Origin of the sequence: Methanoregula sp. (assembly GCF_041663825.1) — an archaeon.
Lineage (GTDB): Archaea > Halobacteriota > Methanomicrobia > Methanomicrobiales > Methanospirillaceae > Methanoregula.
In genome coordinates, this window is the sequence record NZ_JBAYLY010000012.1 from 1 (window position 1) to 19186 (window position 19186).

Annotated in this window: 25 protein-coding genes; 8 read left to right on the forward strand and 17 right to left on the reverse strand. The window is 55.6% G+C overall.

Annotation, left to right across the window (positions count from 1 at the left end):
• Positions 1-278: 278 nt before the first annotated feature.
• Positions 279-431: a hypothetical protein gene (locus WCX19_RS07165; protein WP_373006601.1), complete on the reverse strand. Its 153-nt coding sequence runs from the start codon at positions 429-431 to the stop codon at positions 279-281.
• 138 nt (positions 432-569) lie between these two features.
• Positions 570-701, reverse strand: coding sequence for a hypothetical protein (locus WCX19_RS07170; protein WP_373006603.1), 132 nt, complete (start codon positions 699-701; stop codon positions 570-572).
• A 447-nt stretch (positions 702-1148) separates the two neighbouring features.
• Here WCX19_RS07170 and WCX19_RS07175 point away from each other — a divergent pair, with 447 nt between their 5' ends.
• Entirely contained in the window at positions 1149-2291 is a 1143-nt protein-coding gene (locus WCX19_RS07175) for a Fic family protein (RefSeq protein ID WP_373006605.1), read from the forward strand.
• Between the two features lie 39 nt (positions 2292-2330).
• Here the strand turns inward: WCX19_RS07175 and WCX19_RS07180 are convergent, their stop codons facing one another.
• From WCX19_RS07180 to WCX19_RS07190, 3 genes are all read right to left on the reverse strand, one after another.
• Entirely contained in the window at positions 2331-2468 is a 138-nt protein-coding gene (locus WCX19_RS07180) for a hypothetical protein (RefSeq protein ID WP_373006607.1), read from the reverse strand.
• 96 nt (positions 2469-2564) lie between these two features.
• Complete coding sequence (locus tag WCX19_RS07185) at positions 2565-2690, reverse strand: hypothetical protein (RefSeq protein WP_373006609.1); 126 nt, start codon at positions 2688-2690, stop codon at positions 2565-2567.
• Positions 2691-3061: 371 nt separating this feature from the next.
• Positions 3062-4105, reverse strand: a complete 1044-nt coding sequence (locus WCX19_RS07190) for a CPBP family intramembrane glutamic endopeptidase (RefSeq protein WP_373006611.1) — start codon at positions 4103-4105, stop codon at positions 3062-3064.
• Between the two features lie 86 nt (positions 4106-4191).
• Here WCX19_RS07190 and WCX19_RS07195 point away from each other — a divergent pair, with 86 nt between their 5' ends.
• On the forward strand, positions 4192-4776 hold the full coding sequence (locus WCX19_RS07195) for a TspO/MBR family protein (protein WP_373006613.1): 585 nt from the start codon (positions 4192-4194) through the stop codon (positions 4774-4776).
• 152 nt (positions 4777-4928) lie between these two features.
• Here the strand turns inward: WCX19_RS07195 and WCX19_RS07200 are convergent, their stop codons facing one another.
• The 3 genes from WCX19_RS07200 to eif1A form a co-directional block, all read right to left on the reverse strand.
• Positions 4929-5105, reverse strand: coding sequence for a CxxC-x17-CxxC domain-containing protein (locus WCX19_RS07200; protein WP_292427250.1), 177 nt, complete (start codon positions 5103-5105; stop codon positions 4929-4931).
• 158 nt (positions 5106-5263) lie between these two features.
• Positions 5264-5425, reverse strand: coding sequence for a hypothetical protein (locus WCX19_RS07205; protein ID WP_373006615.1), 162 nt, complete (start codon positions 5423-5425; stop codon positions 5264-5266).
• A 95-nt stretch (positions 5426-5520) separates the two neighbouring features.
• Positions 5521-5913 (reverse strand): translation initiation factor eIF-1A, encoded by a 393-nt coding sequence (gene eif1A / locus WCX19_RS07210; RefSeq protein ID WP_373006617.1) that lies wholly within the window; start codon positions 5911-5913, stop codon positions 5521-5523.
• Positions 5914-6024: 111 nt separating this feature from the next.
• Here eif1A and WCX19_RS07215 point away from each other — a divergent pair, with 111 nt between their 5' ends.
• Positions 6025-6804 (forward strand): hypothetical protein, encoded by a 780-nt coding sequence (locus tag WCX19_RS07215; protein WP_373006619.1) that lies wholly within the window; start codon positions 6025-6027, stop codon positions 6802-6804.
• Between the two features lie 91 nt (positions 6805-6895).
• Here WCX19_RS07215 and dinB read toward each other — a convergent pair whose 3' ends face one another.
• Together dinB and WCX19_RS07225 are read right to left on the reverse strand one after the other, a co-directional pair.
• Positions 6896-8059: a DNA polymerase IV gene (gene dinB / locus WCX19_RS07220; protein WP_373006621.1), complete on the reverse strand. Its 1164-nt coding sequence runs from the start codon at positions 8057-8059 to the stop codon at positions 6896-6898.
• On the reverse strand, positions 8037-9251 hold the full coding sequence (locus tag WCX19_RS07225; protein WP_373006623.1) for a hypothetical protein: 1215 nt from the start codon (positions 9249-9251) through the stop codon (positions 8037-8039). The genes dinB and WCX19_RS07225 overlap by 23 nt, the downstream gene beginning before the upstream one ends.
• A gap of 161 nt (positions 9252-9412) precedes the next feature.
• Here WCX19_RS07225 and WCX19_RS07230 point away from each other — a divergent pair, with 161 nt between their 5' ends.
• Both WCX19_RS07230 and WCX19_RS07235 read left to right on the forward strand, forming a co-directional pair.
• Positions 9413-9937 (forward strand): YeeE/YedE thiosulfate transporter family protein, encoded by a 525-nt coding sequence (locus WCX19_RS07230; protein WP_373006625.1) that lies wholly within the window; start codon positions 9413-9415, stop codon positions 9935-9937.
• Between the two features lie 7 nt (positions 9938-9944).
• Positions 9945-10508 carry a YeeE/YedE thiosulfate transporter family protein gene (locus WCX19_RS07235; protein ID WP_373006627.1) on the forward strand — a complete coding sequence of 188 codons (564 nt, stop codon included), beginning with the start codon at positions 9945-9947 and terminating at the stop codon, positions 10506-10508.
• A gap of 39 nt (positions 10509-10547) precedes the next feature.
• On the opposite strand, the gene WCX19_RS07240 is transcribed toward WCX19_RS07235, so the two are convergent.
• On the reverse strand, positions 10548-11132 hold the full coding sequence (locus WCX19_RS07240) for a hypothetical protein (RefSeq protein WP_373006629.1): 585 nt from the start codon (positions 11130-11132) through the stop codon (positions 10548-10550).
• Positions 11133-11233: 101 nt separating this feature from the next.
• On the opposite strand from WCX19_RS07240, the gene WCX19_RS07245 reads away from it, so the two are divergent.
• The 3 genes from WCX19_RS07245 to WCX19_RS07255 all read left to right on the forward strand — a co-directional run bounded on the left by WCX19_RS07245 (position 11234) and on the right by WCX19_RS07255 (position 13020).
• Positions 11234-11527, forward strand: a complete 294-nt coding sequence (locus WCX19_RS07245) for a DUF1294 domain-containing protein (RefSeq protein WP_373006631.1) — start codon at positions 11234-11236, stop codon at positions 11525-11527.
• 64 nt (positions 11528-11591) lie between these two features.
• The gene (locus tag WCX19_RS07250; RefSeq protein WP_373006633.1) at positions 11592-12080 is read left to right on the forward strand and encodes a cytidine/deoxycytidylate deaminase family protein; all 489 of its coding nucleotides are present in this window, start codon (positions 11592-11594) and stop codon (positions 12078-12080) included.
• A gap of 121 nt (positions 12081-12201) precedes the next feature.
• Positions 12202-13020: an esterase/lipase family protein gene (locus tag WCX19_RS07255; RefSeq protein WP_373006635.1), complete on the forward strand. Its 819-nt coding sequence runs from the start codon at positions 12202-12204 to the stop codon at positions 13018-13020.
• A gap of 5 nt (positions 13021-13025) precedes the next feature.
• On the opposite strand, the gene WCX19_RS07260 is transcribed toward WCX19_RS07255, so the two are convergent.
• From WCX19_RS07260 to WCX19_RS07285, 6 genes are all read right to left on the reverse strand, one after another.
• Positions 13026-13541, reverse strand: coding sequence for a hypothetical protein (locus tag WCX19_RS07260; protein ID WP_373006636.1), 516 nt, complete (start codon positions 13539-13541; stop codon positions 13026-13028).
• A 22-nt stretch (positions 13542-13563) separates the two neighbouring features.
• Positions 13564-14307, reverse strand: a complete 744-nt coding sequence (locus tag WCX19_RS07265) for a hypothetical protein (RefSeq protein WP_373006638.1) — start codon at positions 14305-14307, stop codon at positions 13564-13566.
• A gap of 698 nt (positions 14308-15005) precedes the next feature.
• On the reverse strand, positions 15006-15332 hold the full coding sequence (locus tag WCX19_RS07270) for a hypothetical protein (RefSeq protein WP_373006640.1): 327 nt from the start codon (positions 15330-15332) through the stop codon (positions 15006-15008).
• A gap of 162 nt (positions 15333-15494) precedes the next feature.
• Complete coding sequence (locus WCX19_RS07275) at positions 15495-17477, reverse strand: helix-hairpin-helix domain-containing protein (RefSeq protein WP_373006642.1); 1983 nt, start codon at positions 17475-17477, stop codon at positions 15495-15497.
• 7 nt (positions 17478-17484) lie between these two features.
• Complete coding sequence (locus WCX19_RS07280) at positions 17485-18255, reverse strand: PP2C family serine/threonine-protein phosphatase (RefSeq protein WP_373006644.1); 771 nt, start codon at positions 18253-18255, stop codon at positions 17485-17487.
• A complete protein-coding gene (locus tag WCX19_RS07285; protein WP_373006646.1) occupies positions 18252-18926 on the reverse strand; it encodes a VWA domain-containing protein in 675 nt (224 codons plus the stop codon). The genes WCX19_RS07280 and WCX19_RS07285 overlap by 4 nt, the downstream gene beginning before the upstream one ends.
• Between the last annotated feature and the right edge of the window lie 260 nt (positions 18927-19186).

Below are 19186 nucleotides of genomic sequence, written 5' to 3' on the forward strand. Positions count from 1 at the left end.
ATTTAGCCTCCTCCCTGCGTGCGAATGCACGAGAGTATTCAAAATGCAATGCCACGCACATCGAGTTAAAACTCTTTGTGGTTAGTGTAAAATTAGTGAGATCTTGATTAAAAGGTTTCGAAACAGCATTCGGAAAATCTGGGTATTTAAAGCCCGAATTATAGAACCGGGGCTCATTGTGGATTATTTCACATGTGAGGTTGTGTTAATGAAAGATTGGTTGTGTTGGGGGCAAGCGGTCTTGTGCTGGCCGGGGTGAATCGGCGGCGCTCATCGCATTACATCATTCGTGCCGGGAAATCCCGGGGGTTAATCCGGTAGTTGTACGTGGCACCGGATACCCTCGCGCCCGGTGCAATCACGTCCTCGTGGGTTGTTCTTGTGTCTTCCCTACGGTGCTTTACTTCCTCTGAAATTCTGGCATTTGTCATGCGATGCGGGGAAGAGCGCATCCGCTTATCTGTAAAACGTTTCAAACGCCGGGCCGGAAAAGAGATCGACAGCCCCGGCCCCTTACCAGAAACCATCACCCGTTAATCAAAGCGGTGCGCGATCAGTTTTCGCACTATCTAATACATGCACGTACCAGCCACGACCGGACCGGCGGTCACCGACATATACAAGAAGAGGCGGGCGATCTTCTTCTCGTACCCGGGCTTCGCGATCTGTCTCGTTGTCCGTGTGCAGAAATCCCGGGTCATTTGGGATTATTATCAGGGATATTTCATGGTGTATGCTCTGCGGTGGATTCGAAAAATCTGGAGGTTATTGGGGGAATTGGGGGCTTGTGTGGGGCCGGAGGGGTATAATCTGCGAGTTATCTGATTGACCCGCGGAGGGGTGGGTGGGAGACGGGATGAGCACGACCATTTTGTTGACTCCAACAAAATAATCTAAAATCGGGCCGTTTACATTTTCGCATGATTTTAGGGGTTTTTTAACAATTGCGAAAAGACTCTGACGGGTATTGATACTCCCGGCTCTTGATTACGTCCCGGGTTACTTACGCAAAGAAACCTCTTCTAAGTATCTACATCGTATACGCAGAGCATTTTGTGCACGATTGAGTAAACCCCAGTTAACTTAGAACCGTGGTTTTATTGTAGATGAACCAAGTGTATAGTTAGTTGTAGGAACTTGGGTGAATTATGGGAAGAAAAGCCGGGGAACTTGTCCGATCTGATCGAGGGTATGATGTATTCATCCCGAATCCTTTGCCGCCGGAGATTGTATACGATGACGAGCTGCATTTCCTCCTTTCAAAAGCCGATGCGGCCCTGGCCCGTCTTGACGGGGTTACCGAAGTTCTCCCGAATCCCGATATCTTTGTTGCAATGTACGTGAAGAAGGAAGCGCTGCTCTCTGCCCAGATTGAAGGGACGCAGGTTTCGCTTCAGGGCGTGCTGGAGTTCGAGGCGAACCTCAAGCCAAAGGAGGATATCCGGGATATACGGGAAGTTATCAACTATATCCGGGCGATGAATTTTGGTATTGAACAACTTCGGAAAGACGACCTGAATCTTGTATTGATCAACGAGTCCCATAAGACGCTCATTACCGGGACACGGGGTTCGGATAAGAATCCCGGGAAATTCAAAGACAAACAGAATTTTCTGGGAACTCCGGGAGGGTCGATTTTTCAGGCGGCTTTTATTCCTCCACCTCCGGAAAAGATCGAAGAGCTCATGCGTGAACTCGAAGCGTTCATCCAGGAAAAAGACAGACTGCCGGTCCTTATCAAAACGGCACTGATCCATGCACAGTTTGAAACCATTCACCCGTACCTTGACGGCAACGGGAGGATGGGCCGGCTTCTCATCACCTACTATCTCTACTGGACAAAATCGCTGTCGCGACCCCTGCTGTACCTGAGTTTCTATCTCAAGAAATACAAACCCGAATATGCGGAGCACCTCAACAGGGTACGGTTCCATGATGACTGGGAAGCCTGGCTAAAATTTTTCTTAAAAGGGGTCATCGAAGTATCAGAGAATGCGATCCAGTCGGCACGGGAGATTATCGCGTTAAAGGAGAATTCGATTAAAAAACTCATCGAGAATAAGGTGGGTGGCACACATGCGATCCAGTTACTCGATCTGTTATTCGATAATCCGACCGTTTCGATTCGGGAAGTGGCGGATAAACTGAAGATCAGTCCGGTTGCCGCAAACAAGCTGGTCAACAGAATGGTTGTGTTGGGAATCCTGCAGGAAATTACCGGAAAAGAGCGCTACCAGATGTTTGCATTCGTGGATTTTATCAGGATCATTGAGAAAGGGACAAGAGTGTGATCCTCTCCCACCCACTCCTTCATCCCGCCACCTGCATCACTACCGCCCCGGCACCACCGCCCGCTCTTTGAGCCGTGCCTCCGGTTCATCGCATAACGCCATCAGAGCATCTACGCGGAGCCGTTTTTTCACAATCTGTGACAGGCACATACCAGCCACGACCGGACCGGCGGTCACCGATGTATACGAGAAGAGGCGGGCGATACGCTCCCGGCACGGGCGCCCGCAGTATGCATCCCAAAACCGGCGATCAGGTGAATCGGTGCTTTCTCTCTAAAAAAAGAGCCCGAAGATCCCGCACGTAAATGTCATGGCGAGGTCGCAGTACTTTACGAGGCGGCGGGCGATCTTCTTCTCGTACCCGGGCAGGGGGGATACCCCCCACTTGCTCCGGCACATGGGGGGGAGGGTGACCCCCACTTTGAACGAAAGAAGGGGAGGGGGGTGGGGGAGTACCCCCTCCCCCTCCTTGTCCGCATCCGGCACCTTTTCTGCATGGCCGTATCCTGTGGTTCGCGTGGAACCCCCGACGAGCGGGTGGTGTTGTGCGGTTTTTTTGTGAACTGTCGCGGATTGCCCGGCCGGAACCGGAGGGGGAGGGGGTGCCCCCCTGTTGCCCGGACAGATGGGGGGGAGGGTGACCCCCACTTTGAATGAAAGAAGGGGAGGGGGGTGGGGGAGTACCCCCTCCCCCCCATGTGCGATCCGGTCTAAAAAAAAAGCGAAAAATAAAATCAGTGATTCTTTCCGGAACCGGGCCGGTTTCCTGTTCAGCTCTTCCCCGCGTCCCCTCCCTCCGATCCCAGGGGGAGGACGGCCGGATCGGTCGTCCAGACCTTTGAACGCAGGAGCACGAGGGCAAATATCCCTAAAATCACGATCCCGAAAAGACCCGTGCCAAAACTCAGGAGCGGCTCGGTTGTTGACGAGAGGTAGGATACGGCCAGCGGATCGGTAAAATCCACAATCATATGGAGAAGGACGGCAATCCAGATGCTCCCGGTCTTTAAGACCGCGTAACTGAAGATAATCCCCATGACGACGGTAAAGAGGATCATCATCGCATTCCCGAGAACCGGCTGCCCCGGGTAATTATACCCGAGTGCAATGAGGAGACTATGCCACAAGCCCCAGATCACACCAAGGACGAGCACCCCCTTATATCCCCCAAACAGGGGAAAGAGCCGGTCCTGGAGATACCCCCGCCACCCAAACTCCTCCCCGAAAAATGCCGGCCAGCCGATAAAAAAACTCATGGCAAGGCCCGGGAGGAAGATCGCCATGAACAGTCCCGGGCTATACTCTATTGCCGGGGCCCCAAAGCCGGCCCCGTAATTCAGGCTGTACGAAAGGATAAGCACGAGGAGGAGAAGCAGCGGAACGATCAAGTAGTACCGGAAATTTTTCCCAAACGAGAGTTTTGCGGCCACAAGGCCCTTTCGCCACTCCTTTTTTACGTTCAGGGCGATGATCGCCAGCATCCCGAGCGGGCCGATATACAGGAGGGCGTTAACCGAATACACAACCCCGAGGATATACGCGGCAACACCCAGCACGAAGAACCCGAAGACAACAAGGGTCTCCCGGGTCACCGCCTTTGACTTAAACCAGATCATACACACGATGGCGGACAGTGCAGGGATGAGCATCCCCATGGGAAGCGTCGGGTTCCATACGTTTGCAGAGGTCTGTGTGTACGGGCCTGCGATACAATACACCCCAAATTCAAACAGGTACGTCACGGCAAACGTGAGGATCAGGAAAGCGATCAGTTCTTTTTTGATCTGTGATCGTTCAGGAAGAGTATCAGTCAATCGGCAACAGTCCCGGTGAGAGATGAAGGGTAATCCTATATCGTTTTTACGTAATCACCGGGACATTCCCGCTAAATGGGCCTGTCATGGTCGGGTCAGTATGCCATTCCCCCGACATTTCCCGGCCGGCCTCCACCATCACCTTCATCACCCGGGGACGCCCCGGTACACTCATGGACATCTCCCGGTACCGCACCCGGCTCCTGCCCGTCCTCTGCATCGCCATCCCCCTTATCATAGGGGGCATTGGCTCGTACTTCACGGCAGGAAGCATCCCCGGCTGGTATGCCGGGCTCACCAAACCCGCGATCAACCCGCCGGGCTGGATCTTTGCTCCGGTCTGGACCCTCCTCTACATCCTGATGGGGATCTCGCTCTACCTTGTCCTCAGAGAGGGCACAGAACACCCCCCGGTCCGGCAGGGTGCCCTGCTCTTTCTCGCCCAGCTCGCCCTCAACCTCCTCTGGTCGGTCGTCTTCTTCGGCCTCCACGCAATAGCCGCCGCCCTCGTCGTGCTCCTGCTCCTCATTCTCCTCATCGCAGCAATCGCGATCTCGTTCCGGCGCATCTCCGCGCCGGCGGCATGGCTCCTTGTGCCGTACTTCTTGTGGTGCTGTTTTGCCGCCCTGCTCAATGCGCAGATCTGGCTCCTCAACGGGATCCAGGTATGACCGGGAAGGCACTCTTCAGGTAAAAACAGCCCTCAAAACAAACAGGACCCGACCCTGCGGTGTGCAAAGAAGGGCACTATCCACATCAGCAGATTACCAATGATCTGACAGGAAACGTCTTAAAAAAAAGAAAAAATTATACGTTTATGTAATTAGAACCGGGGCTTGCGGTGTTTTGGCAGGCATTCCTGGCAATACACTGGGCGACCTTCGGTTGGCTTAAACGGTACTTCGCACTCTTTTCCACAATCGGAACAGGTGACCTTTGTCATTTCACGTGGGCCGGAGTCTCTGGGACCGCGACCGCCAAAATTGGATGATCCATACATAGCTTTCACATACAGTCAAAAAACTGTGATAGTTAACATGCTGTCCCTGCTTAAGTACTTCTGGATGGTCACACAGGAAAAACCGGTAAATTTGAGCGCAGGGAATGCATAAGGACATTCCCAAAAAGGGGGTCTTTTAGAAAAAATCAGCGTGAGCGTCAGGCCTGAGGTTGTCGGGGTTTCTGGACACTGCAGAGCTGGCCGATGTTATTGATACTGTATGATGCGAGAATCATATCATCGCTCATGCACCGCTCCCCGATTCCGATTCGGGTCAACCGGTCGCGGATCAACCGGATCTTCTTCTCGTTTGTCAGCATAGATGAGAAGATAGTTAGTCGTCCATGACCATGAAGCAATGTTTTGCCGGCACTTTTTGCCAGCGACTACAAAAATCCCTGAAAAAAGCGGCGGATTAGAGATACCGGTTCTTCCGCAGCCAGTCCACCTGGGGCGGCAGGTACCGGTAGATAATATCGCACTTGTCGTCCTGGAAACTCCACGGGACAACAATCAGGGTATCCCCTTCCCGGATCCAGACACGCTTTTTTATTTTTCCTTTAATCCTCCCCATACGCGTGACCCCATCGAAACAGCGCACCCGGATATGGTTTGCCCCCATCATCAGGTCGGCGGAACCAAACATCTCGTTGTTCCATTTCTTGGGCAGCCTGACCCGGACAAATGGGGTCCCGTCAGGATTTACTGCATTGGGATCGAACTCGTTGTTCCCTTTTCTCTGGTTATTATCGGTTATACCAACAACTCCCCATATATTAACGGCGTCAGGAATCATTAACATATCCATCAGGGGCCTTCAGTTACACCGTTCGGAGTTCTTTTCCCGGGACCGGATAACCTGTGCAGGTTCCCGGTAAGTCCCGTATATTTTTCCCGTTATACACCCTATAAAAAAAGCATGCCCGCACAAGCTACGCCCACTTCTGCCCCTTTTCAATCCCCCACAATATCCATCCTTTCCGGGCTTTTTTTGGTCTTCCTCGGGATTGCCGCTGCCCTTGCTCTCGCGTTTTTCATCGTCCCCGCCAGCCAGTACCTGTCGTTGAGCAATTATCTCCAGATTATCACGGCATTTACCGGGTCGGCCGTATTCCTCTGGCTCTATTTCAGGCACGGTCGTGGGACCGGCCTGCTCTACGCTACCGGGGCGTTTGCTCTCTGGGGCGTTGCAGACATTGCATGGTATGCAGCTGTGCTCCTCGGTGTAGGAACCATTACCTTTCCCAGCCTCATCGATATGGGTTTTGTCGCTGCGATCCTGCTGCTCTCCTCGGCTTACAATCGCATCTACCCGAGAAAGCAGGTCCGGGGACAGATCCTGCTCGCAGTCCTGCTCCTGATGCTTGTCGTGCCGCTTGCCATCCTTGCCACGGGAGGCATCACCGATAAGGCGCTGATGATTCTGCTCTACTTCTTTGCCTGCGGCTCGCTCATCATCACGGGACTCAACCACTCGCTTCCCGAGCACCCGATGGCCCTTGCCGGGACGCTCCTCTTTGCCATCTCGTTTATGATCTATCCCCTGCGGGAGACGTTCTTTTCCGGCAACCCGTATCTTTCCGTCATCGGGACGTTCGTGGCAGCCGGGTTCTCCCTGATTGTCCTCGGGATCCTTCCAACGAAACAGGGCCCCACCCGGACTGAACCTGTACCGGCAGAACCGCCCCGCGCACCCTGAAAAGAACGTGGGGCCGGACAGGTAACCCCTCTGAAAATCCCCTTTTTAATTCAGGCTTATCCTATAGTCCCTTGCACCATTCCTCTCGCCATCAGTCGCAAAAAAGTGTCTGCTGCCGGGCATCCTGTTTTTTGAGTCCCGAGAGCCGGAGGCCGAGCCGCCGGATCTTCCTGCCGCAATAGAGTTCCCGGAGCAGCCCCTGTGCACAGGCCCGGATCGTGGCCTCGTCGTTATGGTAATGGGGCAGGGACTTTGCCTTTGTGATTGTCACAAACTCTTCGTTCCGGACCCTGACCGTGACGGTCTTAAAATACAGGTTTTCTGCGGTAAGCGACCGGTGTACTTCCCCGATGAGTGCCTCCATGGTGGCGACAATTTCACCCGTATCGCTGGTGTCCTGCCCGAAGGTCGTCTCCTTTGAGATGGATTTTATCCCGTCGCTCTCCACGACCTCGCTTTCGTCAATGCCATGGGCTGCCTCGTGCAGCACCACCGAGGAACGCCCGAAGTGCGCGATCAGGGCCTGCACGTCGTATGCGGCAAGGTCGCCGATGGTCTGTATCCCCAGCGCATGCAGTTCCGTCTCTGTTTTGCCCCCAATCCCCGGGATCCTGCGGACCGGAAGCGGTGCGAGAAACGCCGGTACCTCCCCGGGTCCGACAACGGTCAGGCCATCGGGCTTGTGGAAATCCGAGGCGATCTTTGCAACGATCTTTGTCGGGGCGATACCAAGCGAACAGGTAATCCCGCATTGGGTGCGGATCTGGTGTTTCAGCTCTTCTGCCCGTTTCTGCGCCGCACAAAAACTGCCGGTGGGGCTGACATCGAGAAACGCTTCGTCGATACTGACCTGCTGGAACCGGAACCCTGACGACCGGAGGATCTCCATAATATCTTCGGATGCCTGCACGTACCGGGCCATATCGGGGCGAACGAAGATCGCATCCGGGCAGAGCCGGTACGCCTGCGATATGGGCATCGCGGACCGCACCCCGAACGCCCGGGCCTCATACGAGCAGGTGGAGACCACCCCCCGGCCCGTTTCCCCCTGCGGGTCGGCTCCGACAACGACCGGTTTTCCGGCATACTGCGGGTGGTCGTGCATCTCGACTGCTGCATAGAAACAGTCCATATCCGCATGCAGGATGATCCGCTGACCTGTGACGTCCGGGTTTTCGCTCACTGTCTCCTCCCGTTCGCGGTTGTCATCATTGTCCGGCACCGATACGGGGTCAGGCCGTCCCCGCCGCACCATCTGTTCTTTCCTGCGGGGAGCGGGGCAGGGCAAAATCGCTTAAGGTACACTGGCGCTGCCGGAGACTGTCTTTTAAGAGCGTGGTCTCGGTGATGAACCGCTGGACGGGTAGGGTAAAGGTCCCGGAGATATGCGCAAGTGCAGACCGGATATCCTCGAACTCGGTTGCCGGTTCGCGCATCGCGCTCCTGACATTCTCCCGGACATTGAACACGCCCATCGGCACATACCCGGGCAGCGCCTCCCGGAGGATGATGGCACCGGCCTGCCGGTGTTCCTGTGCGAGTGCTTCGAGCACCGCCATCTTGCAGGAATAATAGCACCCGCCAAGCGGCGAGTAGCCGGTTTTCCTCTTGTGCCCCTCGAAATCCGAGAAGACGTACTCCTCGCTCCCGAGCACGTGCAGGAACGCCTCGGTCCACTCGTACTGCCATGCAGTCGGCATCAGGAGCACCGCGTACCGGTTGTGGAGGCTGGAAAATTCATGCAGCCGCCAGGTATCGATCACCGGGCACTTTTTCACTTCGGAGAGCAGGTTGTCGCCGATCATCGTGTCGCAGGCCGTAATCGACCACCGTGTCGGGACAAGATGCCGGTTTTCGCCCCGCCCCATGGTCCCGGCCGAGAACGCCTTCTGGATCGTGGAAAACGGCGTCCCTGTCCGGTGGAGGCCGAGGACTGCCTCCCGGGAGAGGAGGTCGGTATCGTAGTAGACCTTCTCAAGGGAGCGGTCCCAGCGCTGTGCCGTAATCTCGAAGCGTTCGAGCGGGGCGCTCGGCCCAAACGGGGTGTGCTCCTCGGAAAATGAGAACCCTGCGGGGGCGCTTTCAAACGCCGCTTCGCTCTCGATGGAACTATCGGCAAGGACGATCTCCTGGAGCTTGTCGACAAACCGGTTGTCGAGGTCATAGGCATTGGTCAGGCGCTTGCCCCGGACAAGGTTCATCCGGTACCCGATGATCTCTTCCTGGGTCCGGTGACAGGCGATCCAGTCCTCGGGCCGGTCCATGATGCCGGTATCGCCGTGCATGGGGGTGATCATCGGCCCGGCGTAGATGTCCGGGTAGTTATAACTCCCGATAAAGACCGAGGGCGGGGAGCTGCCGGTCATCTCTTTTCCCACCTCCACCGACTTCATCTGCATCGTTGCCGCAGTCAGCTGCTTGAGATACGCCCCTTTCCCCAGGATCATATGCAATGAATTCATCGGAGCCGGGGTATTAAAGGAGCAGGGTGCGCGGGGAGAAAGTGAACGATTCTCCTGATGTCACCTGACAAACCTTTATGTGCGCTGCGTACGGGATATCTTGTATCCTGTCCCGGGCAGTCCGGGACATTTTAAGAGGCCCCCGTATGTCAGGTATCCTTTTCCCGGCGACATGGTCGCCCTATGCAGCCGGCGCCGGTATCGGCGTGCTTGTCTGCATCTCGTTTCTGCTGTGCAACCGGCCCCTCGGGGCATCCTCGGCCTACGTGAAGGCACGGGGGCTGCTGGAAAAAGCCGTCGATCCCCATCTCGAAGAGAAGAAGGAATATTACCGCGAGATCCCGCCCCGGGTCGACGGGGTGCTGATGCTCCTGCCCGGTATCATCATCGGTGCATTCATCGCGGCTATCATCTCCGGCCAGTTCCATCTCTCATGGGTGCCCGGCCTCTGGTCGACCACATTCGGCGACAACGTTATCGTCCGGCTTCTCGCCGCGTTTGCCGGCGGTATCATTCTCGCGTTCGGGGCCCGGTGGGCAGGCGGGTGTACGAGCGGCCACGGCATCAGCGGTACGAGCCAGCTCTCGCTCGCAAGTATCGTATCCGCCGCCTGTTTTTTTATCGGGGGTATTGTTGCCGCGTTTGTAATATTCCATGTCGCAGGGGTGTGATGCGGCCATGCCTCTTCTGACCCGGCTGCACCGGAACGGGAAGGCCCAGATCGCGCTCGGTCTTGGTATCGGCATCGCGTTTGGTTTCCTTCTCCAGAAGGGCGGGGTGACGGATTACAACGTGATTATCGGCCAGCTGCTGCTTGAAAATTTCATCGTGGTAAAAGTGATGCTCTCCGCGGTCATCGTCGCCATGATCGGCGTCCACCTGCTGGTTCATTTCGGGTATGCCGAACTGCACGTCTCCCCGGGGTCTCTCGGGTCGAACATGATCGGCGGGCTCATCTTCGGCGCCGGGTTTGCCCTGCTCGGGCTCTGCCCGGGGACGGTCGCAGGAGCGGCCGGGACGGGAGCGCTCGATGCGCTCTTTGGCGGGATCATCGGGATGCTTGTCGGCGCCGGGCTTTTCGCGGATTTCTACCCGAAGATAAAAGCCCGTTTCCTATCCCTTGCCCCGCTTCCGGCCGTGACGCTCTACGGTTTTCTGCACCTGGACCGGTGGGTGGTGATCGGCATCGCGGAGGCCGTTATGATCGGCATCCTGCTCCTGCTCGCATATCACGGCTGGTGAACAGGCCCGGCATCTGCGGGTACGTACCGGATCCCCGGTTTACCCCACTATCTTCGCCTTTTTTATGGTGGATTTCTGGTAATTCCCGTAATACGTGAGGATGTCTGTCGTGGTCCTGTTGAGGGTGCAGGCCGTGGTAACCTCGGTGCCGGTCGAGATATCCGTCCACTGCGTTCCCGGCGCAAGGGCAATCGTCTGGTTATGATACGTAAGATACATCGTGCCTTCAGAGGTAAACCCGTTCATTGTAATGTCCCCTGCAGTGTGCGGCAGGGCATACACCCCGTCAAGTATCCCCGAACCCCCGGTTCCGTAGTCACCAGACAGGGTCGTGCTCTCCCCGTAGATGAGGAGGAGGGTGTCGTTTATCTCAAAGAGTACAAGTCCTTCGAGGCTCCCGGTGTCTGTTGCGAGGTGGTACGTGGAGAAGTTTATCGCTGACGGGGGGCATGTTCCGCTTACCAGCATCCCGTTATAGTATCTCTGGTGGTCGAGGAACGCATACTCGCCCGCCTGCGGCATCCCGGCCGTCCGCTGCTGGGACTGGATACAGCCGGAAATCCCGACAAAAGCCAGTGCGATAACCATGACCCATACAACCGGCCGGACCGGGCTGCTCTTCATATCCACACATTATACCGTATTCCACTTCTCTCTTTTGCGCGGTAGCAGGCGCACCGCCTTTATCAAAACCTAAATCCCGATAAAACGGAAAGAATAACCAGATGATCCCGGTTTCCGACGGCCTGCTTCTCATCGCAGTCTACGTGCTCGTCAATATCGCCGTGTTCTGCCTGTACGGGTACGATAAGCACATGGCCCGCACCGACGGTTGGCGGATCCCTGAGCGTATCCTCCTAGTAACTGCACTGTTCGGCCCGTTTGGCGCGTACGGGGCGATGCGCCTGTTCCGGCACAAGACCCAGAAGATCAAATTTTATCTCGTGCCGTTCCTCCTCATCCTGCATATCGCAGGAATCCTGTATATCGCAGCCTGCCTGCTCCACTTGATTTCCTAAAAGTAACCTGTGTCGGGAACCGGGACCATGCCCCTTTAATACCGGGCTTTGCCATAATTCTTTGATGCGGACTAACAGGCACCAGTATTTTCTTGATCTTGCGCAGCGGTGTGCCAACCAGGGCACCTGCCTGCGGAGGAACTTCGGCGCGATCATCGTGGATGAATACAATACGATTGTGTCCACCGGCTATACCGGCGCCCCGCGCAAGCAGATGGACTGTACGGAACTCAACCGCTGCTGGAGAAAAGAGCACAATATCCCCTCGGGCTCCAACTACGAGCGGTGCCGGAGCGTGCATGCGGAGATGAACGCGATGCTCCAGGCAGGAAAACTCGCCCGGGGCTGCACGCTCTACCTTGCAGGGTTCGATGTCACCACCGGCGAACTCACCCAGATCTGGCCGTGCTTTTTGTGCTCGAAGATGATCGTGAACAGCGGGATCACCAATGTCATCATGCGGACGACCCCGGAAGAGTATAAAGAGATGGACCCGATGGTGCTCTACCAGATGCGGAGCCGGGAATCGCTCGGGGATGATCCCCGGTCGTAATCTCCCCTTGGCGGCCTCCCCGTCTGCCCGGATACAGGGAGCGGCGATCAGCCTCTCATTTGTTGACCTGAATGAGCCCCCAATCCCACAAAAATTATGCTCCTTCTCACCCCATAGTTTCATGACAATGCACTCTCAACCCACCCCCGTTCTCCTCGTTCATGGCTGGAAGAGCCATCCCGGCATCTGGAACCGGCTCACCCCGCGCCTTAACGAGGAGGGCATCCCCTTCTGGAGCTTTGATTACACGTCCCTGAATGGCGCATCCATGGAAAAGATCGCCGGTGCCCTGCGGGACTATACCGCCACGCAGCGGGAAGAGCAGGGATATGTCGGCAGCATCGACGTGGTGTGCCACTCTATCGGCTCCTGTATCACCCGTTACCTGCTCGAAGTGATGGATGGCAGCGCCCGGCATGAGTCGGTGCGCCAGCTCATCGCGATCGGCCCGCCCAACAACGGCTCGTCTCTCGCTGAACTCTTTTGCGATCCCGTGATCGGGCCGGGGATCACCGACAGGTTGTGCGGCACCTTTGTTCCCCGCAACTTCGATCCGGCAGCCGATGTCATTGTTCAGGCTTGCCGGCCGGGGAGTGCGACAATGACGTCTCTCCGGGAGGTCGGCATCCGCCCTGATATCAGGTACCGGCTTCTCTGCGCGGAAAACATCACCCATACCCCCGCATTTTTTCCCTGCTTTGAGGGAAAGACCTGTGAATTGCAGCCGAACGGCAGTTGGAGTATGACATATAACGGTGATGGCATCGTGCCGCTTGCCGATTCTCTTCTTCCTGGTGCGGACATTGAGATCCTGCCTGCCGATCCTGAGACGCTTGAAGGGGATGCCGGCCAGTACTGCCATATCAGGTTGCCCCGGGCACCTGAGGTTGTGGAACGGGTCGTCGATTGCCTGTGCCATGGCCCCGCCAATACCGGATAATGTGTTCAGGCAGCCCTTTTTGCCTCGTTGTAGAGCGACACAAGCGAGATGCTGATCAGGTTGAGCGTGGTTGCCGCGTACCACAGGTAGGCTTCCAAGTGCGTCAGCTGCAGGATCCAGCCGGACCAGAGCATGAGACAGATAATCGAAAAGGAGAGCAGCGTATCCGCCGCGAGAAAGACCATCGGGCGGCGCACGAGCCGTCCAATCTCGGCAAGTGTGCAGTACTCAAGCGGGGTGGGGATATGCAGGAGGTCACCTGTTGCACGTACAGCGTTCATGATAAAATCAACAGATGCCCATGCAACCACGCACCACCCAAAACCTGCGATAAACGGATTTGACGGCGTTCCTACCCGGATGGCGGCGAGACCAAAAAGGCCCTTGAACATGCAGAACGGGATGCCAATCGTCAGCGTGAGAAAGAACGGCCGGATAAAGAATTTCTGGATTCGGTCGGCTGGATGGATGCCGGGGCAGGTTTCCCTGCGATCCTGATCCGGGTCCTGTTCTGGTGGCATGAGTGTGGAAAAAGGAGAGAACTTACCGGTACCGTGCTGCGCAGAGCGTTGCCCCGAGTGCGATTATGACGACAGCGGTTTCCACCGGTACCGTGCGGGTTGTGGCGGGTGCAGTGACCGGTACAGTTGCTGTGGTCGTTTCTGGTGATGTGGGGACCGGGCTTGGTGTCGGCGTCGCGACGGTTGTTGCTGTGGTCTCCGGCTTTGTCGGGCGGGTGGCAACAGTATCGATCGATAGCGAACCCTGGGTCACCTTCGTATCCCCGCGCTGAACCAGGAGTGTGTCATTGTTTACCGATGTGGGGTTCTCGACCCGGACGGAATACGAGCGCAGGGCCGTGTTCATGGACGTCCCGAACGCTATAACCGCCTGTCCCGATGCATCGGTTGTGACCAGCGCGTAATAACTGGTATTGGACAGAAGTGACGATGACGGCGCTACGTCATTAAGGATCGTCCGCCCGTTGCCATTATAGTAATGATACGAGCCGATTGTGTATGGTCCATCTTCAGGATCCTGCTTCACATTCCACTGGTTGGCGACAACCCCCGGTGGCTGGTCTCGCGCCTCCCCCGACAGGAACGAGGTGCTGGGCAGCCAGACGTAATATGCTGTATTGGGCCTTCCCGTGATATCGATGGTGAACTGGTGACCCCTCACCAGCGAGCCCCCGATGTCTGAAGTTGTATAGATTGCCAGCACGGGTGCTGCAAGCAGACATATACAACAGGCAGACAGGATAAGGATAACAACAGATCTCGACATTTCTTTACCCCGAGGTAGATTTTTTCCGGTGAGATGACGTTCTACCCTGTGCGGGATAAACATATGCGTTGTGTTTTTTAAAAGGGGGGTCTGTCTTGCGAACGATCATTTGCAGGTTTTTCCTGCCGGACCAACAGGACGATCTTTAAACGTCTCTCGCACTCATTTGGAATCATACGTACACAATAGAGTTTTCACATCTGACCATGAGGTTCGGCGCCCTGACCTCGTAAAACGATGTGAGTTTATCGGTGGATGTGGAGAAAAACAGGTGGATTTTCCAGAGCCTGGGGGATAACGAGCCGTCTATGCGTACGGCAGGTGTTGCACGATGGTCTGGAGGATCGCGATTACCAGATTCAGGAACCAGGACCAGTCAAACATCTTGTCACCTCCTTTGTGATATGGCGGAGAGTGTTGAATAATAATATATATGCTTGCCGTTTTAATCCGAGCCCAATACACTCGATTTTAAAAAATTTGCAATTATAATGCCGGACAAATAGGCATTTGTCCGGTTACTGAAGAAGTGCTCCTTCGGACTGGGGTATATTTAAGGATTTGCAGGATGTCCTAAAAAAGGCATACAACTACGGTATACCTTAAGCCCTTGTCGTCGGAGCATAAAAAGACGGAGTCTGACAGATCCGAATGGGGAGGAGCGTCGCAACGAATAAAAAAGTGGACCGGTGGTACTGTCACATCTTCGACTGATCAAAGGTAATATTTGCCCCCGCGGGGACTTTCTTCTTTCCCTTGGCGTCCGGGAAGAACTCCTTGGATTTTTCCTTGTGGGATTTCCGGTGGGGGTCATCCCGCTTTGCGGCTTCCTCTTCTGCATGGATGCCAAGGAAACAGTCCACCGGGTTTTTCCCGCCCTGGCAGAGATCATTCTTCTTGTCCTCACATTCATCGCATCCGGGGACATGGGACGGGAGAAGATGGGGGAAGTGGATCTGCCAGAGGTCAGGATCGATCTTCCCCTCGTCGAGGAATTTTTTTATGTGCCGTGGCGTATACTTCATGGTTCGTACTTATTGTATTAGGGGTATTTTATCTGTATCTCAAAAGTCGGATGCCGAAAACCAGGTTTGCTTGTTATTATGATATGGTTTGCAGTACCGATCCAGGGGGTTTTGAGTGTCCCCGTTGTTTTTTGGTTTTTACCATTTCCTCCTGCAAAAAATTCAGAAGAGTTTTCCGGTCAGCGTAAAGACCGAGAGATCTGCATGAGCCTGGGCAAGATCCCGCGCACTCTTCTCGATGACAGGCTGGAACTTGACACGATTCTTGAAGATCTTCTGCTGGATTGCGTGCAGTTTTTCGATACCCATTAAAAGTTCGCGCTCCACCGGCCGGATCTTTGGCTGGAACGTATGGATCAGACCCTGGACATCGGACGCGGAGACGCCTATTTGCTCGTCAAAGACAAACCTGCTCTCCTGCTGCTTTCGCCAGTTCATCAGCCCTGTGGCGAGGGCGGTATCAAAGCCCGGGATGCTCATGATCTTATAGGGGGCGATGTCTGCTGCGGTCTCGATACCAAATGACCGTAGTGCGGCCTTCCGGTTCTCGCCAAGTTTTGGGGATGTGCAGGAGTCGATAAAACAGTTCTCCAGGAATTTCTTTTCCTGGCGCTCCCGTGACGTGTGCTGGAGGGTAACAAGTGCGTTCTTGTATTCCCGCTCGATCGCCTCGTACCTGCCTTTGAGGGCGGTGAGCGCCCCCAACTGGGCGGTAAATTCCGCGTCGCCGGCCTCGGCTTTCCATTTCTTCTCCCAGAGCCGCCAGCTGTACCGGGTGTCTTCAAACTCTTTTTTCCGGCGTTTCCTCTCGCCTGTGTCCCGTCCCGGGTACATCAGGAGTAGACCGGCAAGAACTGCCGGGACAAGGCCTGCAAAGTCTTTGGTACTAAACGATCCGGACCACAACCACAGCGTGAGACCGGCACTTATGACGAGGAGAAGGGCAGCAGCAGCCTGCCGTACCTTCCTGAACCTGAGTGCCCGTGCGATATCCGGGGAGAGCGGCGCCGGCAGACACCGGTACTTCCTCGGATCGATCACGGGGATGGATCCCGGCGGTTTAATCACCAGGACTTTCTGCCATTCTGCGGCAACATCGATCCTGGAAATGGTATCAGAACTTAAGAAAAGCAGGATGCCGGAACTGTTTTCGAGAGTGCACCACGGGCAGGTGGCAAGGCCGGTGTAATAGGTGTGCATGGATTCCGTGGGGCATTTTTTGAGCCGTTTTTCCAGCACATCGAGCACATTCCACCAGTCGTTTGCGCTTGGGCGCCCCAGGGACTGGATACCGGATTCAGTAAAGGCCTGCTCAAAGAGGCTGGCTACTTCACCTGGCACAACGGAGAGCCCGACGGAATTTGGCGGCGGTGCCATCGCCTTGAGTGCGGCACTCCTGCCAAACGCAAACCGGTGCTCGGCTATCGCCCGTTCGATGGGCATATCGTCGGTTCCCTTGTAGACCCCCGAGAAGGGATGTCTCCCCATAAAGAGCAGCAGGAAGATCAGGATGGCAAGCCCGAAGTTGTCGTGGTTCTGCGTGCGCAGCATCTTAAAATCCTTTGACTTCTGGAGTTCTGGCGGCGTGAACTGGGCGACCCCTACTTCACAGTGGTAGATCGTGTCCCGGGTCTGTACCTGGAACGAGTCGCAGTCGATCAGCCGCACGCATGCCTTTTTTGTGACGAGAATGTTTCCCTCGTTGACGTCCCCGACCACGTACCCATACTTGTGGATGATGTAGAACGCAGCGGCGAGGTTTTTAGCGGTTCGTACAAGGAATTTCCAGTCGGCGTTCGGGAAGGACTCTTTCCGGTGCGAGGGGCCGTACACCTTGTGGATCGGTTCGCAATCGGTGATCCTCGGCATGACAAAACCGCAGACCGGGCCGTTCTTGCCAGTATGGAGCAGGTCGAGCGGCCATGCGGCAAATTCCTTTAAGTCATCGTTGCAGCCGCTCACCATCAGCCGGAGTTTTTCCTGCCTTTCCGTGGTAAGCGGCTTGTGGTAGATCTTGGCGAGTACATCCATGCGATGGGGTGCAATCTCGTAGACGTCCCCTTCGCCGCCGCTCCCCACTTTTTTTCCGAGACCCACAGGGTTGCCCCGGCTGTCAAAGAGGTTGTGGTGCGGTGGCGGGCTCATTGTTATTTCAGCTCACTTGGACATTTACGGCGAGGATCAGGGTCTTGTCATCGTCGCTTCGTGCATTTACGTCATCACGGGAGAGTAGTGCGGTCAGGTGGGTCGTGAGGTCAGCAAACCCGTTGTTTGGTTTTTTCCTGAGCGCGGCAAACAGGGGCCGGAAGAATCCGTCGTGCACGGTCCGGGTGGAAAACGAGAGCACGAGGTTCTGGAGGCCATCGGTGAAGAGCGCGATCTCGTCAGGTGCGACCTCGTGACGTTCGATCTTTACATGCGTAAGAAACGTGTCATCAGAAACAAAATAGGTCGTGTTCGCGTATTCGCCCTGCTCCGGCCAGAAAATGGTGCGGTACCCGGTACCGTCGCTGGTCACGATGCAGCCATCCCCGATCTGGAAATAGAGCGCCTGGTCGCTTGTGGCAACAACGCCGATGAGGGTGCAGGCGTAATCTTTTATCCGCTTTCCGTCGGCCTGTGTCCGCGTGGCAATCGCTTCCCGGGCAGCGGTGACCCATGCCCTGATGTCATCATCTGTGACGGAAGAGATATTGTCTCCTTCGCGGATCACGGAGAGGATTTTGAGGTACAGTGTTTCGCAGGCGATCTCCGCGCCCACGCCCCCGTGAGTAGTGCTCCCCGCCCCGTCGGCAGCAAGGCCAATAAAAAAATCACGATCCGAGAACCGGAGTGCGCCGGTACGACAATAATCCTGGCCCGGCTCGTTCCTGTCACTGTGCGATTTTCCCGTGACCGACAAAGAGAGGTGTTTCCAGGTCATATCTCGCTCCACCCTGACGGTGGAGAGAGCAGGATCCTGTCCCCCGGGTTGCTGCGGGAGGCAGATTTCATGGAATTGGAGAGCCACTGGAAGAATTCGCGGAACCGGAGACCCTGGAGCTTGAGCGGCTGCCGTACCGTGATCTGCCGGAGGACTGACATGTCCGCGTTCTGGACGCCAACGGCAAAGAAGGCAAATGACTTCGAACTCTCGCCCTCCCGGACTGCCATTGCCGCACGCTGCCACTCGTCGGTTGGTGAACCATCGGTGATTAAAAAGATCCAAGGGCGGTAAAAGGAGATCCCGTTTGCCCGGTACTCGTCTTTACGTTTCCTTACCAGATCGATTCCCTGGAGAATGGCCTCGCCAAGGGGGGTGTCGCCTTCGGCTTCGAGCGTGGGGTCAAGGAAGAAATCAGCGGTGTTGAACTCTGAGATGACCCTGACCGGGCCAAAGGAGACGAGCGCCACCTCGACCCGTTTTACCGCGAGCGAATCCCCTTGGAGTTCCTCGTAAAAAGATCGCAGGCCTGCGTTGAGCTCTGCGATTGGCTTACCCGACATGGAACCGGAAGTATCCAGCAGCAGGAGGCAGGGGCACCGGGGTTCGGGGTTTTCTGCGAAAGTAACGGGTCCCAGCGGTTGCTGGTCAAACATGGTGTCGTCGCTCATCTGGTGTCTCCTGGTTGTGTACTCATCATATCAACGATTAACTGTATATCTTTGTTGAGGCATTCTGGCTTGCCGGGACGGTCTTTAATGAGCGTAAGCCACCTCACTCTACCGTTGGATGATAGTGAATCTCCTTGTTATCCGATCCGTTGAAATTTCCCCGTTCCTTCGTGCAGCCCTATTTTATGATGACTGCGGGAATTTTTGCAGTTAAATAAAACCATATATAATCAAGGGTCGCACAATGAACCAGAGATTTG

Bases quoted from the DNA above. Each gene is read 5' to 3' on its own strand.
- WCX19_RS07165 (WP_373006601.1), bottom strand. From the start codon at position 431: ATGACAAATGCCAGAATTTCAGAGGAAGTAAAGCACCGTAGGGAAGAC.
- WCX19_RS07170 (WP_373006603.1), bottom strand. From the start codon at position 701: ATGACCCGGGATTTCTGCACACGGACAACGAGACAGATCGCGAAGCCC.
- WCX19_RS07175 (WP_373006605.1), top strand. From the start codon at position 1,149: ATGGGAAGAAAAGCCGGGGAACTTGTCCGATCTGATCGAGGGTATGAT.
- WCX19_RS07185 (WP_373006609.1), bottom strand. From the start codon at position 2,690: ATGTGCCGGAGCAAGTGGGGGGTATCCCCCCTGCCCGGGTACGAGAAG.
- WCX19_RS07195 (WP_373006613.1), top strand. From the start codon at position 4,192: ATGGTCGGGTCAGTATGCCATTCCCCCGACATTTCCCGGCCGGCCTCC.
- WCX19_RS07200 (WP_292427250.1), bottom strand. From the start codon at position 5,105: ATGTATGGATCATCCAATTTTGGCGGTCGCGGTCCCAGAGACTCCGGC.
- WCX19_RS07205 (WP_373006615.1), bottom strand. From the start codon at position 5,425: ATGCTGACAAACGAGAAGAAGATCCGGTTGATCCGCGACCGGTTGACC.
- eif1A (WP_373006617.1), bottom strand. From the start codon at position 5,913: ATGGATATGTTAATGATTCCTGACGCCGTTAATATATGGGGAGTTGTT.
- WCX19_RS07215 (WP_373006619.1), top strand. From the start codon at position 6,025: ATGCCCGCACAAGCTACGCCCACTTCTGCCCCTTTTCAATCCCCCACA.
- dinB (WP_373006621.1), bottom strand. From the start codon at position 8,059: ATGGTGCGGCGGGGACGGCCTGACCCCGTATCGGTGCCGGACAATGAT.
- WCX19_RS07225 (WP_373006623.1), bottom strand. From the start codon at position 9,251: ATGATCCTGGGGAAAGGGGCGTATCTCAAGCAGCTGACTGCGGCAACG.
- WCX19_RS07230 (WP_373006625.1), top strand. From the start codon at position 9,413: ATGTCAGGTATCCTTTTCCCGGCGACATGGTCGCCCTATGCAGCCGGC.
- WCX19_RS07235 (WP_373006627.1), top strand. From the start codon at position 9,945: ATGCCTCTTCTGACCCGGCTGCACCGGAACGGGAAGGCCCAGATCGCG.
- WCX19_RS07240 (WP_373006629.1), bottom strand. From the start codon at position 11,132: ATGAAGAGCAGCCCGGTCCGGCCGGTTGTATGGGTCATGGTTATCGCA.
- WCX19_RS07245 (WP_373006631.1), top strand. From the start codon at position 11,234: ATGATCCCGGTTTCCGACGGCCTGCTTCTCATCGCAGTCTACGTGCTC.
- WCX19_RS07250 (WP_373006633.1), top strand. From the start codon at position 11,592: ATGCGGACTAACAGGCACCAGTATTTTCTTGATCTTGCGCAGCGGTGT.
- WCX19_RS07255 (WP_373006635.1), top strand. From the start codon at position 12,202: ATGACAATGCACTCTCAACCCACCCCCGTTCTCCTCGTTCATGGCTGG.
- WCX19_RS07260 (WP_373006636.1), bottom strand. From the start codon at position 13,541: ATGCCACCAGAACAGGACCCGGATCAGGATCGCAGGGAAACCTGCCCC.
- WCX19_RS07265 (WP_373006638.1), bottom strand. From the start codon at position 14,307: ATGTCGAGATCTGTTGTTATCCTTATCCTGTCTGCCTGTTGTATATGT.
- WCX19_RS07270 (WP_373006640.1), bottom strand. From the start codon at position 15,332: ATGAAGTATACGCCACGGCACATAAAAAAATTCCTCGACGAGGGGAAG.
- WCX19_RS07275 (WP_373006642.1), bottom strand. From the start codon at position 17,477: ATGAGCCCGCCACCGCACCACAACCTCTTTGACAGCCGGGGCAACCCT.
- WCX19_RS07280 (WP_373006644.1), bottom strand. From the start codon at position 18,255: ATGACCTGGAAACACCTCTCTTTGTCGGTCACGGGAAAATCGCACAGT.
- WCX19_RS07285 (WP_373006646.1), bottom strand. From the start codon at position 18,926: ATGAGCGACGACACCATGTTTGACCAGCAACCGCTGGGACCCGTTACT.